Origin of the sequence: Streptomyces sp. NBC_00316 (assembly GCF_036158715.1) — a bacterium.
In the GTDB taxonomy this organism is placed as follows: Bacteria; Actinomycetota; Actinomycetes; order Streptomycetales; family Streptomycetaceae; genus Streptomyces.
Genome location: NZ_CP108023.1, coordinates 825,990 through 840,218 on the forward strand (window position 1 = coordinate 825,990; position 14,229 = coordinate 840,218).

Below are 14,229 nucleotides of genomic sequence, written 5' to 3' on the forward strand. Positions count from 1 at the left end.
CGGAACGGGTGTGTTATCCAATGGAACGAATACGTGGAGGGGACGGAGGCCGCCGCACCGGTCTCTCCCGCCGCACAGCTCTGCGGTTCGGTGGTCTGGCGGTGCCCGCACTCGCCGCCCCGGCCCTGCTCACCGGGTGCGGCACGCAGCCCGCGGCCTCGGCGGGCAACGTCCTGCGCGTCTCACAGACCGGGGACCCGAAGACCATGGACCCCCACAAGCAGGGCGACATGACGTCGATGAACGCCCTGATAAACATCTTCGACACGCTCACCACGCGGGGCCGCGACAACACGTTGCGGCCACGGCTCGCCCTCTCGTGGAAGGCCGTCTCGCCCCGCGTGTGGCGCTTTCGCCTGCGCCCCGGTGTGACGTTCCACAACGGGGAGCCCTGCGACGCCGAGGCCGTCCGCTTCAGCCTGGAGCGCCTGCTGGCCCCCGCCACCAAGTCGCCCATCGTCGAGCTGCGTTACGTGGAAGGCGTCAGCGTCGTGGACCCGCACACCGTGGACGTCCACACCTCGGTCCACGACCCGATCCTGCCCGACAAGCTGTCCTTGTTCGGCGGCGTCGTGGTGCCCCCGCGCTACCTCGACAAGGTGGGCGACGAGGGCTTCGCCGCCCACCCGGTGGGCACCGGGCCGTTCGCCTTCCGCCACTGGCAGCGCGACCACGAACTACGGCTGCGCGCTTACGACCGTCACTGGCAGGGACGCCCGGAAATCGACGAGCTCGTCTTCGTCCCCGCCCCCAACTCGTCCTCCGCGCTCGCCGCCCTGCAGAGCGGTGGCGTCGACATCGTGGCGGGTCTGCCCCCCGACGCCGCCCAGCAACTCGACGGCTATCCCGGCGTCCGGATCGACCACCACACCGGGATCCGCACCTCGTACCTCTCCCTGGACACCCTCTCCGCCGGGCCGCTGCGCGACCGGCGGGTACGTCAGGCGCTCAACCACGCCGTGGACGTACCGCTGCTGATCAAGGCGGTGCTGGGCGGCAAGGCGACCGAGGTCCCGGCGATGATCCCGCGCGGCGCCTTCGGTTTCGACGAGTCCGTCAAGCCGTTCGAGCGTTCCGTCGCGAAGGCCCGCGCCCTGCTCGCCGAGTCCGGCCACCCGAACGGCATCACCACCACGCTGACGGCCTCCAATGTCGACGCGAACGTCGCCGAGGCCATCTCGGGGCTGCTGGCCCGCGCCGGTGTGCACGCAAAGGTCGACCTGCTCGACCCGGGCACCTATTCCCAGCGCCTCACCTCGAACAACCACGGGGCTCTCGGCCCGATGTACCTGGCCGCCTCGACGGTGTGGACCCTCGACGGCGAGAGCATGCTCCAGTCCAACGTGCGCAGCGACCGGCGCCAGAGCCGCTGGCACGACAAGCGGGCCGACCGCCTCGTCGACACCGAGGAGCTGTCCGTCGAACCGGCCGTGCGCCGCCGTGCCTTCTCCCGACTGCAGGAACTCATCAAGACCGAGGCGCCGTTCGTGCCGCTCTACCAGATCGACAACATCTACGTGCACAACAGCCGGCCGCGCTGGACGCCCGGTGCCGCCGGCGTCCTGGACATGGCGAGTGCGGAGGTCTCCGGCTCATGAGCGACTCCCTGACCGTTCCCGCACCCGACAACCACGGCGCCCCAGGACCGACGGCCGCCGCGCGTGCCGGGCGGGCCGCGGCCCTGCTGCGCCCGGTCGCCACGCGCCTAGGCACGGCGCTGCTCGTGCTGCTGTGCACCGCGACCGTCGTGTTCTTCCTGGTCCGGCTCTCCGGCGACCCCATCAAGGTCATTCTGCCGCCCGACGCGACGGCCGAGCAGGAGAGCGTGCTGCGGCACAACCTGGGGCTCGACCGGCCGCTGATCACGCAGTACCTCGACTACCTGTGGGGCCTGCCGCGTCTCGACTTCGGCACCTCGCTCTTCTACAACCAGCCGGTGCGGGAGGTTCTCGCCGACCGCGTCCCGGCCACCCTGCTGCTCGCCGCGGGCGCCCTCGTCGTCACGCTGCTGATCGCACTGCCCGCCGGCATCCTCGCGGCGATGCGCCGCGGACGGGCCGCCGACCGGAGCGTCATCACGGTCGTGCTGCTCGGCCAGTCCACGCCGCCGTTCTGGGTCGGCATCCTGCTCATCCTCGTGTTCGCCGTCGGACTCCACGCCCTGCCCGCTTCCGGCTACGGGACGTTCGCCCACCTCGTCCTGCCGTCCGTCACGCTCTCCATCTACTCGGTCGCCGTCGTCGCCCGGCTGCTGCGCTCGTCCCTCATCGACGTGCTCGGCTCCGACCACATCCGCACGGCACGCGCCCGCGGCCTCGGTCCGGTGCGCACCGTCCTCACCCACGGGCTGCGCAACGCCTCCCTGCCGGTCGTCACCGTCGTCGGCCTCGAGGTCGGCAGCCTGCTGGGCGGCGCCATCCTCACCGAGCAGGTGTTCTCCTGGCCCGGCATCGGACAGCTGACCGTGCAGGCCATCTCCAACCGCGACTTCCCCCTGGTGCAGGCCACGGTGCTGGTGTTCGCCGCCACGTTCGTCGTGGTGAACCTGCTCGTGGACCTGTCCTACGGCCTCCTCGACCCGAGGGTGAGGAACTCCCGATGACCACAACCACCGCTCCCGCGCCCGCCGTCGACGACACAGCGACCGCCGTACCGCGGCCCGCAGTGTGGCGCGCCCTGCTGCGCAACCGCCTCGCCCTGGCCGCGCTCGCCTTCCTCGCGGTGATCATCGTGTGCGCCGTGTGCGCGCCGCTGATCGCGCCCGCCGACCCGAACGCCCAGAATCTGCTGGGCCGGCTGCAACCGCCCGCGTGGCAGTCCGGGGGCAGCGCCGCACACCTCCTCGGCACGGACCAGCTCGGCCGCGATCTGCTGTCCCGCATCATCTACGGCACCCGCGTGTCCCTGCTCGTCGGCGCCGGCGCCGCCCTGCTCGCGGGCACCATCGGTACCACCGTCGGTCTCGCATCCGGGTACTTCGGCGGCTGGACGGACCGCGTCGCGATGCGTGTCGCCGACGTCCAACTCGCCTTCCCCGCCATCCTGCTGGCGCTCGCGGTGGTCGGCTTCGTCGGCTCCGGCCTGTGGTACGTGATCCTGGTCCTCGGCATCACCGGCTGGGTCTCGTACGCCCGCGTCGTACGGTCCGAAGTACTGTCGCTGCGCTCGCGGGACTTCGTCACCGAGGCCCATGCCATCGGCGTCGGACACCTGACGATCATGCGGCGGCATCTGCTGCCGAACGTGCTGGCCCCGCTGGCCACCATCGGCACCCTGCACATCGCCGCCGCCGTCGTCGCCGAGGCATCCCTCAGCTATCTCGGGCTCGGCGTGCCCAAGGAGACCGTGACCTGGGGCGGCATGCTCGCCGACGGACAGCTCTACCTCGGCACCTCGTGGTGGATCGCCGTGTTCCCCGGCGTCGCCCTCATGCTCACGTCCCTGGCCATCAACATCACCGGCGACGCCCTGCGCGACGTCGCGGACCCGAAGGCGTACCGCCGATGACCCCCACCTCAGAGACCTCGGCCGCCCCGGCCGCCACACCTGTTCTCGAGTTCCAGGACCTGCGCGTCGACTTCCGGCTCTCCGGATCCACCGTGCACGCCGTCCGGGGCGTGAACCTGTCCGTCGCGGCAGGCGAAACGCTCGCCGTCGTCGGTGAGTCCGGCAGCGGCAAGTCGGCGACGGCCCTGTCGGCGCTCCGCCTCAACCCCGAGCCGCCGTGCGTGTACGCGGGCGGCCGGATCCTGCTCGACGGCCGCGACGTTCTGACACTGACCGAACGGCAGCTGCGCCGGGTGCGCGGCGCCGAGATCTCCATGGTGTTCCAGGACCCGATGACCAGCCTCGACCCCCTGCAGCGGGTGGGCCACCAGATCACCGAAGTGCTGCGCCTGCACGGCGACCACACCCGGGCCGAAGCCCGCCGGGCCGCGCTCACCGCGCTCGACGAAGTCGGCGTCCCCGACCCCGAGCGCCGCTTCCGCCAGTACCCCCACGAGCTGTCCGGCGGCCTGCGCCAGCGCATCATGATCGCCTCGGCGCTTGTGGCACGCCCGCGCGTACTGATCGCCGACGAGCCCACCACGGCCCTCGACGTGACCGTCCAGCGGCAGATCCTCGACCTCCTCGTCCGGCTGCAGCACCGCCACGGGATGGCCGTGCTGCTGATCACCCACGACCTGGGTGTCGTCGCGGAGACCGCGGACCGCGTCGTCGTCATGCGCCGGGGCGAAGTGGTGGAGACCGGGGACGTGAAACAGGTCTTCGCCCGTCCCGCCGCGCCCTACACCCGCCGTCTGCTCGACGCCACCCCCCGACTGGAGCCCGTCGCATGACCAGCACGCGCACCGCCGCACCGCTCCTGGAAATCCGGGACCTGCGCAAGGAGTTCCCCGGGCAGCCGCCGAGCGTGGCGGTCGACGACGTCAGTCTGACCGTCGCGGAGGGGGAGACCTTCGCCCTCGTCGGGGAGTCCGGCTGCGGCAAGACGACCCTGACACGCCTGCTGCTGCGGCTGCTGCCGCCCACATCGGGCAGTGTGCGGTTCGCCGGGACGGATCTGCTGTCCCTGGACCACGCGGCCCTGCGCCCGTTCCGCCGCCAGATCCAGGTCGTGCTGCAGGACCCGTACTCCAGCATGAACCCGCGGCTGCGGATCGCGGACATCGTCGGTGAGCCGCTCGTCACCCATGAGGCATGGGCGCGCGGCCGTCGCGGCCGGGCCCGCACCCGCGAGCGGGTGTGCGAGCTGCTCGACGCCGTCGGCCTCGACGCCGACATCGTCGACCGCTACCCGCACGAGTTCTCCGGCGGGCAGCGGCAGCGCATCTCGATCGCCCGTGCACTGGCCCTCGAACCGCGGATGGTCGTGCTCGACGAGCCGACCAGCGCGCTCGACGTCTCCGTGCAGGCACGCGTCCTCGACCTGCTGGCCGACCTTCAACAGCGCCTGGGGCTCACGTACTTCTTCATCTCCCACAACCTGGCGGTCGTACGGCAGATCGCCGACCGGGTGGCGGTGATGCGCCAGGGCCGCATCGTCGAGACCGGCACCGCCCAGCAGGTGTTCAGCGCACCGGAACACCCCTACACGCGGCGCCTCCTGGACGCGGTGCCGGTGCCCGACCCGTCGCGGTCGCGGCGCACCGCCGTCGTGACGTCCGAGCGTGCGGAGAACACTCCCGCATGACCCCGTACTCCCTACCGCCCCGACAGGACGAGGCCCGCGGCGCCCAGCAGTGCCCCGGTGTCCGCGGCGTCCCCCAGCACCACGGTCGGTGTCGCGGTGCCGGTCAGGGCATCGGCCCGCAGGCGCGCCTCCACGAGTGCCCGGAACGGCTCGCCGCCGTCGAGGGCCTCCCCGTGCAGCACGAACAGGCCGCACGCGAACAGTTGCTGTACCGTCGCGAGGCCCAGCACCAGGTTCTCGGCGTACTGTGCCACCAGTTCCCGCGCGGCCGGTTCCCGCGACGCCGTGAGTGCGCCCAGCGAAGCGAGTTCAGGGGCCAGTCCGCGCTCTGCGGCCCGGCTCCGCAGCCAGCGGGTGGTGGCCACGGTCTTCCAGCAACCGCGCCGCCCGCACGTGCACTGCTCGCCGCTGGCCGTGACCGTCATGTGCGCGCCGCTGCGCCCTCCTGCGGGAGCCAGGACCTCACCGTCGTAGAGGATGCCCACCCCGAGCACCTCACCCGTGGCCACGGACGCGAAGGAGCGACGCCCGCGTCCCGCCCCGAACCAGCGGTCCCCCAGCACCTGGACCCTGGCCCGGTGCTCGACCCGCACCGGCGCGCGCACCAGCGCCGCCAGCCGGTCGGCGACGGGATAGCCGCGCAGCGCCGGGGCGTCGTTGACCTCGAGGATGCGTCCGGCGTCCGGATCCACCACACCGGCCGCGGCGACTCCCACACCCACCACAGCATGTCCGGCGAACACCGCCGCGACACGCTCCAGCGCCACGTCCACCCCGGCCGAGGACGCGTGGCGCACGTCGAAGAACGCTTCCGCCCGGTCCAGCACCACACCGGTGCGCGCGAGCAGCGCGGCCCGCACCTTGCCGGGCAGCACCTCGACGGCGCCGAGCACACCGACGTCCCGACCTGCCGTGGCATCCGGCGCCGGATCGGGAACCAACCGCAAAGGAAAACGTTCATGCACCATGCGCCGACTCTGTCATGCCGCCGATCCGGGCAGGCAGCGGCATGACCCACCGGAACCTGACCGAGACCACCTGGCGCGAGACGCGCGCGGCGGCACCCGATGCCATCGCGATCCTGCCGATCGGCTCGCAGGAGCAGCACGCCGGGCACCTGCCGATGGGCACGGACACGATGCTCGCCGACGCGGTGGTCGACCGCGCCCTGCGCCTGCTGGACGGGCAGGCGGGCGCCGGGAACGCCGTGCCCGACCTCGTCCGGCTGCCGACACTGCCGTACGGGCACAGCCCCCACCATCTCTTCGCCGCCGCGCTCACGCTGTCCGCGCCGGTGCTCGGTACGGTGCTGGACGAGTTGCTCGACTCCCTCGCGGCCTGCGGCCACCGCCGTGTCCTCGTCGTCAACGGGCACGGCGGCAACGACGAGATCGTGCGGCTCGCCGTCAAGCGCTTCGCGCTGCGCGCCGACGTGACCGCGGCCGCGTGTTCGTACTGGACACTCGTCGACACGGTCGAGGACGAGGGGGCGAGCGCCGCCGACGCTGACGGCGTCGCCGAACCGGCGCACGAGGCGGCGGACCGGGCGGCGCTGGTACCCGGGCACGCGGGTTGGTTCGAGACCTCGCTGATGCTCGCCGCGCGCCCGGAGCTGGTGCGGGCCGAGCGTCCCGCTCAGCCGCCGGTCGAACCCCCACCGCTGTTCGACCGGCCTCCGTACCCGGGCCTGACCGTCGAGCGGCACGGCGAGTGGGAGCGGGTCGGCGGTGCCACCGACGACGCCGCGGGCGCCGACGCCCATGACGGCGCGCGCCTCCTGGACCGCTGCGCCCGCGGCCTCGCCCGCGCCGTGCTCGCCTTCGACGCCGCCACCCGCCCCACCGCGTGACCCATCCCGCGTCGCCCCAGGCGGCCGTGACCCTGAGGAACAAGAACCGCATGAAGATCACCGACGTCGAAGTCCACGTCGTCAACCTGCCCCTGCTCAACCCGTTCACCAGCTCCTTCGAGACGAAGACCGGCGAGACCCGCACGGTGGTACGCATCCGCACCGACGCCGGCGTCGAGGGCTGGGGCGAGACGATGTGGGGCCGCCCCGTGGCCGCGATCGTCCGCAACCTCGCCGAGGACCTGATCGGAACCAGTCCGTTCGCCCTCGAGGCCTTCCATCGCAGGCACCACATGGTGCCGTTCTTCTACGGCTACCTCGGCTACGCGGCGCTCGCCGCTCTCGACGTGGCCTGCTGGGACGTCATGGGCAAGGCCACCGGCCAGTCGGTCACCGACCTGCTGGGCGGTCCCGTGCGCGACGAGGTCCCGCTGACCGCGCTGATCACCCGGGCCGACGCCCCCGGCGCCGGCCCGGCAGACCTGCCCCGCGCCCTCGCCGAGCACACGGAGCGGGTGGTACGCGAAGGCGGCTTCCAGGCCGTCAAGCTCAAAGGCACCACGGATGTGCAGGGCGACGTGGCGATCCTGCGGGCGCTGCGCGCGGCCCTCCCCGAGGTGAGCCTGCGCGTCGACCCGAACGCGGCGTGGTCCGTACCCGACTCGGTGCGCGCCGGCATCGCGCTGGAGGAGCTGGATCTGGAGTACCTGGAGGATCCGTGCTCCGGGATCGAGGGCATGAGCCAGGTCCGCTCCAAGGTCCGCATCCCGCTGTGCACCAACATGTGCGTGGTCCGGTTCGAGGACTTCGCACCCGCGATCCGGCTCGGAGCCGTCGATGTGATCCACGGTGACGTCTACAAGTGGGGCGGCATCGCGCCGACCAAGGCGCTGGCGGCCCACTGCGAGACTTTCGGCCTGGGCATGAACCTGCACAGCGGCGGGGAGCTCGGCATCGCCACCGCCGCCCATCTCGCCGTGGTCGCCAGCACCCCGGTGCTGTCGCGCGCCATCGACTCCATGTACTACCTGCACGCCGACGACATCATCGAGCCGCTGACGCTGCGCGACGGACGCCTGACGGTCCCCACGGGCCCGGGGCTCGGCGTCACCGTCGACGAGGACAAGCTGCGCCACTACGCCGACGTCAACGAGCGCGAGGGAGACCTGACGCGATGACCACCCACGCCACAGCGCGCCGCGCTGTCACCACCGAGCGGGCGCCCGCTCCCGTCGGCGGGTACAGCCAGGCGATCGTCGCGGGCCCGTACGTGTTCACCTCGGGTCTCGGCCCCCAGGACCCGGAGACCGGCGCGGTGGCCGGAACCGTGGAGGAGCAGACCCGTCAGGTGCTGCGCAATCTGGGCGCCGTACTGGAGGCTACCGGGCTCGGCCTGGATGACGTGGTGAAGGCCACGGTCCATCTCCAGCACGTGCACCGCGACTTCGCCGGCTTCGACCGGATCTACCGCGAGCACTTCGGCGACCCCCGCCCGGTGCGCACGACCGTCGGGTCCGATCTCATGGACATCCTGGTGGAGATCGACGTCGTCGCTCTGCGGCCGGCGCCGGACCCGGCCGCCTGAACAGCCGAGGGCCCGCACAGCACCGAGTGCTGTGCGGGCCCTTCTCACGTACGAGGGCGAACGGTCCTCGCGGATCAGTCCGGGCCAAGTCGACTGTCTCGTGGCACTTCTGATGGTACATCAAACAATGATCAGTCAGCCGGGCAGGGGAGTTGAACAAACAACGGCGGACAGCATGGTCTGTGAGCGCCGGTGAGCACGGCAGGACCGGGCACCTCGCGACGGCATGGCCACCCTCGCCTCGATCCGGCTCCGCCACCGGCTTCACTCACGATCCGCCGAACTCCGCTCCATCCCAAGGGAGATGGCCTCAGTCCGTCAGGGCAAGGCGCAGAGCGAAGGCAGCGATGACGGTGCCGGTGACGCGGTCGAGGATCTTGCGGGCTCGGGGCTTGCGCAGCCAGGCACCCAGGGCGGTCGCGCCGGCGATAAGGATGCCGGACCAGATCATGCCCAAGGTGATGTGGACGGCGGTCAGCAGCAGTCCCATCGAGAAGTGAGGCGCACCCTCGGGGATGAACTGGGGCAGGACCGCGACGTAGAAGACGCCCATTTTGGGGTTGAGGAGGTTGGTCAGGGTTCCCTGGCGCCAGCCGCCGGACAGGGTGTCGGCGCCGGTGAGGTTCTGGGCCGGTTCGAGGCCGGCATACCGGCCGCGGAAGGTGTCCCGGAGTATGCGGGCGGCCATCCACAGCAGATAGGCCGCGCCGACCCAGCGCAGGATCTCGTAGCCGAGGTGCGAGGCGGTCAGGAGGGCGGTCACGCCGAGCGACGTCAGGGTGCCCCAGATCAGGGTGCCGGTCTGGATGCCCAGGACCACACCCCAGGCCCGGGTGCGCCGGCCCAGAGCGGCGGTGCGCAGGATGAGGGCCGTGTCGAGGCCGGGAGTGAGAGTGAGGAGTCCTACCACCAGGGCGAAGGACCACAGCGCGGTGCTTGTCGCCATGGAAGGCCAGCCTATACACGAAACCGCATGTCGTAGGCCGGAAGCAGCTGTTCCGCGCATCACTGCGCACCGGCACCGCGCCCGGACCCGCTGTTCCCGGCGCTGAAAACCGCAGGGGGCCTTCCTGTGCCCCACGGTCGGGAATCGTCTCGGCTGCGGGCCGGTTGGATCCACGGGGCATCGTCCCCGGACGACGGCGTCTCCCGGTCGCTCTCCGCCGATGCCGGCTGCGCCACAGGCGCGGTCCTGCGTGCGGCCGGGGCCACCGTTGCCGGCCGCACGGACGGGCGGACCCTGCCCGTTGCCGTTGCGCTCCGGGTGCCGGTCGTGCGCCACGGCGAGCAAAAAGTGTCGCGAACCGATCAACCGAAAACTATTGCCTTGGCGGTCCGGCTCTGCTTAGAGTCACGCCAATTCATCGAATCGATTCGATGAATCGACGATGGCAACGGACGGGCTACCGGACCGGGGCCCCGGAGAACACGGGCGGGCAGACATGGCCACGATCAAGGACGTCGCTGAGCGGGCAGGTGTGGCGCCGAGCACCGTCTCGTACGTCCTGAGCGGCTCCCGCAAGATCTCCGAGGACACCCGGTGCGCGGTGCAGACGGCGATCGACGAGCTCGGCTACCACCCGCGCGCCAGTGCGCGCACCCTGCGCAGTTCCCGCACCAACGTGCTCGCCCTGGCGGTGCCGCGCACGCCGGGCACGTACCGGGCCATCGACGGCCGGTTCGCCATCGACGTCACCGACGCCGCCCGCTGCCACGGCTACGACGTGCTGCTCATGACCGATCCGGACGGTGTCGACGGGCTGCGCCGGGTGGCCCGCAGCCGGCTCGCGGACGCGGCTGTGCTGATGGCCGTCGAGGAGCGCGACCCGCGTATCGACGTCCTGCGCAAGCTCGGTTTCCCCGCGGCGCTGCTGGGCCATGACGACCACGCGGCGCTGCCCTGGACCGACCTCGACTGGGAGGCTGCCGTCGCCCTGGCCGTTCGCGAGACCGCGGCGGCGGGCCACCGGCGGATCGTCTTCCTCTCCTCCGCGGAACACGAGATCGCCGCCCGGCGCGGCTATGCGCTGCGCGGTCTCGACGGCGCCCGGCGGGCCACCGCCGAGACCGGGGCCGAGGTGCGGGTACTCCCGTCGCATCGCGACCCGGACGTTCTCGGCCGGCGGCTGCACGAGGCACTGACCGCGCACCCCGCACCGACCGCACTGGTCGTCCAGCACCTGATTCTGCTCCCGCATCTGCTGGACACGGTCGCCGCGGCCGGACTGCGGGTGCCCGACGACCTCTCCGTCGTTCTCGTCGGCAGCCTCCCGGACGAGCCTTCCCTGCGAAACCTGCCGCGGATCGAGCTGCCGGTCGCCGAGATGTCCACGGCCGTGGCCCGGCTGGCGGTCGAGGCGATCGTCGCCGACTCCCCTGCCCCGGTGCCGCCTTCGGCCGGGACTCCCCCAGCCCCCCACCGTCTGATTCAGCCCCGGATGGCTGCGTCCGGCCCCGCCATCGCCCCGTCGGCGGTGCACAACTGAACCGCCCACCGACCGCGCGGCCCGCGCGCACCCCACCCCCCACATGTTCAGAGCCGCACATGTAATGGAGAACCGATCATGCCGTCCCGCACAGGGCGCAAACCCATCGCGATACTCGTCGCGACAATCGCCTGCAGCACCCTCGCGCTGGGGCTGACCGGATGCGCCGCCGAACCCGAGCCCGGGACCGTCACCGTGCTCAACTCCGCGACCGACACCGCCGAGCACAGCGCCAATCAGCGGTTCTTCGACCGCTGCGGCACGCCTCTCGGACTGAAGGTCGAGCAGATCAGCGTGCCCGCCGACCAGGTCGCCTCCAAGGCACTGCGCATGGCGTCGTCCCACTCGCTCACCGACATTCTCGAGCTCGACGGATCGGAGCTGCCGCAGTTCGCGCAGACCGAGGGCCTGCGGCCGCTCGCGGACGCCGGGGTCGACACCTCCGGTTTCTCGGCGAGCGCCACCTCCCTCGGCTCGTACCAGGGCACCCAGTACGGGATCGCCCGCTCGGTCAACTCCCTCGCCCTGATCTACAACACGAAGCTGCTGAAGCAGGCGGGCATCGAGCCGCCCACCACGTGGGACGAGCTGCGGACCGCCGCGAAGAAGCTGACTGCCGGGGATACGTACGGAATGGCCTTCAGCGCAAGCCCCAACGCGGACGGGGTGTACCAGTTCCTGCCGTTCTTCTGGTCCGGCGGTGGTGACGAGGCCCGGCTCGACAACGGCAAGGGCGAGGCAGCCCTTCAGCTGTGGAAGGACCTGGTGGCGGACGGCTCCAGCTCGAAGTCCGTCGTCAACTGGAACCAGCAGGACGTCAACGACCAGTTCATCGCCGGCCGCGCCGCCATGATGATCAACGGACCGTGGCAGGTGCCGGTGCTCAGCGCCCAGAAGAACGTGGACTGGGCAGTGGCGAGCATCCCGGTGCCCGAGGCGGGCAAGGCCGCGGTGCCTCCCATCGGCGGAACCGTCATGGCCGTGCCGAAGAACGACGACCCGGCCCGCGAGAAGAACGCGGGGAAGCTCCTCAACTGCCTCAACACGGAGAAGAACCAGCTCCAGTGGGGCGAGTCCGTCAACAACGTGCCCACCCGCGCGGACGCCGCGAAGGCGTACGCGACCCAGAACCCCAAGCTCGCCGCCTTCGCCGACCTGGTCACCACGGCCCGCTCCCGCACCGCCAAGGTCGGCACGGGATGGCCGGTTGTGGGAGACGCGCTCGCGGGCGCCTTCCAGTCGGTGCTCACGGGACAGACCAGTCCCGAACGGGCCCTGCACCGGGCCCAGCAGCAGGCTTCGGCGGGGAAGTGAGGAACCGGCCATGACCACGATCACCTCGACCGCGCCCGTCGCGCCCGCCACCGGAGCACCGGCCGCCGCCGGCCGGACACCGATGCGCCGCAGCCTGCTCCGCTGGCTGTTCGTAGCCCCCGCACTCGCCTACATGGCGCTCTTCTTCGGCTACCCGCTCGTCCGCAACATCGTGATGAGCTTCCAGCACTTCACGCCGAAGACCTACTTCACCGGCGAGGCCCCGTTCAACGGCCTGGACAACTGGCGGGCCGTGTTCGCCAACCAGCTGTTCACGGATGCGCTCTGGCACACCGCCCTGTTCACCGTGGGCTCGCTGCTCGGCCAGTTCACCATCGGCCTGGCCCTCGCCGTCTTCTTCTCCCGCCGCTTCCGGCTCTCCGGATTCGTGCGCGCCCTCCTGCTGCTGCCCTGGCTGGTGCCCATGGTGGTCTCCGCGGTCGTCTGGCGGCGCATCCTCGACCAGGACCACGGGATGCTCAACAGCGCCCTGCACGCGGTCGGCCTGGTCTCCCAGGACGGTGTGCCCTGGCTCAGCAGCCCGAGCGTGGCGCTGCTCTCGGCGATCCTGGTCAACATCTGGATCGGCATCCCGTTCAACATGGTCATCCTCTACGGCGGTCTCCAGGAGATTCCCCGCGAGCTGTACGAGGCCGCGTCCCTGGACGGCTCCGGCGCATGGCGTACCTTCCGCAGCATCACTCTGCCGATGCTGCGCCCGGTGGTCACCGTCGTGCTCGTGCTGGGCTTCATGTCGACGGTGAAGATCCTCGATCTGATCCTGGCGCTGACGTCGGGCGGGCCCGCGGACTCCACCCAGACCCTGGGCACCGCCACGTACCAGCTGTCCTTCCTCCAGCTCGACTTCGGCCAGGGCGCCGTCGTGGGCAATGTCCTGATCCTCATCAGTGCGGTCTTCGCCGTGCTCTACCTGCGGGCCAACCGCGCCGACTTCGGCAAGGGGAAGTGATCCGAGTGATCCCGACGAACCGTCTCCGCCTCCGCTCGGCGTGGAACACCACCGCCGCGCTGCTGATCCTCGCCGTGCTGCTCTTCCCGGTCTACTGGATGCTGAACACCGCACTCCAGCCCGAGTCGAGCATCGCCGCCACCCAGTGGATCCCCACCTCGCCGAGCCTGAAGAACTTCGACGCGGCGATCAGCACCCAGGGTGGTTCGCTGCTCACCAGTTTCGTCGTCGCGCTGGGCGCCGTCGTCGTCTGTCTGGCGCTCGCCGCGCCCGCCGCGTACGGGCTCGCCCAGTTCGGGCTCCGCGGCGGCCAGGGCATCGTCTTCACCACGCTCATCACGCAGATGGTGCCGGGCATCGTCATCGCCAACGCCCTCTACAGCGCTTACGCGGAACTCGGCCTGGTCAACTCCTATCTGGGGCTGATCCTCGCGGACGCCTCGCTCGGCCTTCCGTTCGCGATCGTCCTGCTGCGGGCGTTCATGGTGTCCATCCCGGGCGAGGTCATCGAGGCCGCACTGGTGGACGGGGCGAACCGCTTCACCGCGTTCGTCCGCATCGTGCTGCCGATGAGCCGCAACGCCCTCATCACGGCCGGGCTGTTCACGTTCCTGTTCGCCTGGTCGGACTTCATGTTCGCGCTGACGCTGAACACCACGGACGACGTCAAGCCGATCACGCTCGGCATCTACCAGTTCGTCGGCGCGCACGTCAGCGACTGGGGTGCGGTCATGGCGACCGCCGTGCTCTCCGCAGTACCGGCCGCAATTCTGCTGGTCGTCGCCCAGAAGTACATCGCGGCCGGAATCACCGGCGGATCGATCAAGTAAG

At 71.1% G+C, this 14,229-nt stretch carries 14 protein-coding genes; 12 read left to right on the plus strand and 2 right to left on the minus strand.

Annotated elements, in window-relative coordinates; translation table 11 throughout:
* Positions 1-20: 20 nt before the first annotated feature.
* Genes OG878_RS03810 through OG878_RS03830 form a run of 5 tightly spaced genes read left to right on the plus strand, consistent with a single transcriptional unit; the run spans position 21 to position 5,194 of the window.
* A complete protein-coding gene (locus OG878_RS03810; protein WP_328885413.1) occupies positions 21-1,598 on the plus strand; it encodes an ABC transporter substrate-binding protein in 1,578 nt (525 codons plus the stop codon).
* Entirely contained in the window at positions 1,595-2,602 is a 1,008-nt protein-coding gene (locus OG878_RS03815; protein ID WP_328885414.1) for an ABC transporter permease, read from the plus strand. The genes OG878_RS03810 and OG878_RS03815 overlap by 4 nt, the downstream gene beginning before the upstream one ends.
* Positions 2,599-3,507, plus strand: a complete 909-nt coding sequence (locus tag OG878_RS03820) for an ABC transporter permease (protein ID WP_328885415.1) — start codon at positions 2,599-2,601, stop codon at positions 3,505-3,507. Before OG878_RS03815 ends, OG878_RS03820 begins: the two co-directional genes overlap by 4 nt.
* Positions 3,504-4,340, plus strand: coding sequence for an ABC transporter ATP-binding protein (locus tag OG878_RS03825; protein WP_328885416.1), 837 nt, complete (start codon positions 3,504-3,506; stop codon positions 4,338-4,340). Before OG878_RS03820 ends, OG878_RS03825 begins: the two co-directional genes overlap by 4 nt.
* Complete coding sequence (locus OG878_RS03830) at positions 4,337-5,194, plus strand: ATP-binding cassette domain-containing protein (protein WP_328885417.1); 858 nt, start codon at positions 4,337-4,339, stop codon at positions 5,192-5,194. The genes OG878_RS03825 and OG878_RS03830 overlap by 4 nt, the downstream gene beginning before the upstream one ends.
* Before the next feature lie 11 nt (positions 5,195-5,205).
* Here the strand turns inward: OG878_RS03830 and OG878_RS03835 are convergent, their stop codons facing one another.
* Positions 5,206-6,162 (minus strand): ROK family protein, encoded by a 957-nt coding sequence (locus OG878_RS03835; RefSeq protein ID WP_328885418.1) that lies wholly within the window; start codon positions 6,160-6,162, stop codon positions 5,206-5,208.
* Positions 6,163-6,203: 41 nt separating this feature from the next.
* Here OG878_RS03835 and OG878_RS03840 point away from each other — a divergent pair, with 41 nt between their 5' ends.
* The 3 genes from OG878_RS03840 to OG878_RS03850 are packed head-to-tail and all read left to right on the plus strand — an operon-like array spanning position 6,204 to position 8,628.
* Entirely contained in the window at positions 6,204-7,043 is an 840-nt protein-coding gene (locus OG878_RS03840) for a creatininase family protein (protein ID WP_328885419.1), read from the plus strand.
* A gap of 50 nt (positions 7,044-7,093) precedes the next feature.
* Positions 7,094-8,221 (plus strand): mandelate racemase/muconate lactonizing enzyme family protein, encoded by a 1,128-nt coding sequence (locus tag OG878_RS03845; RefSeq protein ID WP_328885420.1) that lies wholly within the window; start codon positions 7,094-7,096, stop codon positions 8,219-8,221.
* Positions 8,218-8,628: a RidA family protein gene (locus tag OG878_RS03850; protein WP_328885421.1), complete on the plus strand. Its 411-nt coding sequence runs from the start codon at positions 8,218-8,220 to the stop codon at positions 8,626-8,628. Before OG878_RS03845 ends, OG878_RS03850 begins: the two co-directional genes overlap by 4 nt.
* Before the next feature lie 310 nt (positions 8,629-8,938).
* Here OG878_RS03850 and OG878_RS03855 read toward each other — a convergent pair whose 3' ends face one another.
* Positions 8,939-9,574, minus strand: a complete 636-nt coding sequence (locus OG878_RS03855; protein ID WP_328885422.1) for a LysE family translocator — start codon at positions 9,572-9,574, stop codon at positions 8,939-8,941.
* A gap of 496 nt (positions 9,575-10,070) precedes the next feature.
* Between OG878_RS03855 and OG878_RS03860 the strand changes: the two genes are divergently transcribed.
* From OG878_RS03860 to OG878_RS03875, 4 genes are all read left to right on the plus strand, one after another.
* Positions 10,071-11,114 carry a LacI family DNA-binding transcriptional regulator gene (locus OG878_RS03860; protein WP_328885423.1) on the plus strand — a complete coding sequence of 348 codons (1,044 nt, stop codon included), beginning with the start codon at positions 10,071-10,073 and terminating at the stop codon, positions 11,112-11,114.
* A gap of 78 nt (positions 11,115-11,192) precedes the next feature.
* Positions 11,193-12,428 carry a sugar ABC transporter substrate-binding protein gene (locus OG878_RS03865; protein ID WP_328885424.1) on the plus strand — a complete coding sequence of 412 codons (1,236 nt, stop codon included), beginning with the start codon at positions 11,193-11,195 and terminating at the stop codon, positions 12,426-12,428.
* A 10-nt stretch (positions 12,429-12,438) separates the two neighbouring features.
* Positions 12,439-13,398 carry a carbohydrate ABC transporter permease gene (locus tag OG878_RS03870; RefSeq protein ID WP_328885425.1) on the plus strand — a complete coding sequence of 320 codons (960 nt, stop codon included), beginning with the start codon at positions 12,439-12,441 and terminating at the stop codon, positions 13,396-13,398.
* Positions 13,399-13,403: 5 nt separating this feature from the next.
* Positions 13,404-14,228, plus strand: a complete 825-nt coding sequence (locus tag OG878_RS03875; RefSeq protein ID WP_443049053.1) for a carbohydrate ABC transporter permease — start codon at positions 13,404-13,406, stop codon at positions 14,226-14,228.
* Position 14,229: the final 1 nt, after the last annotated feature.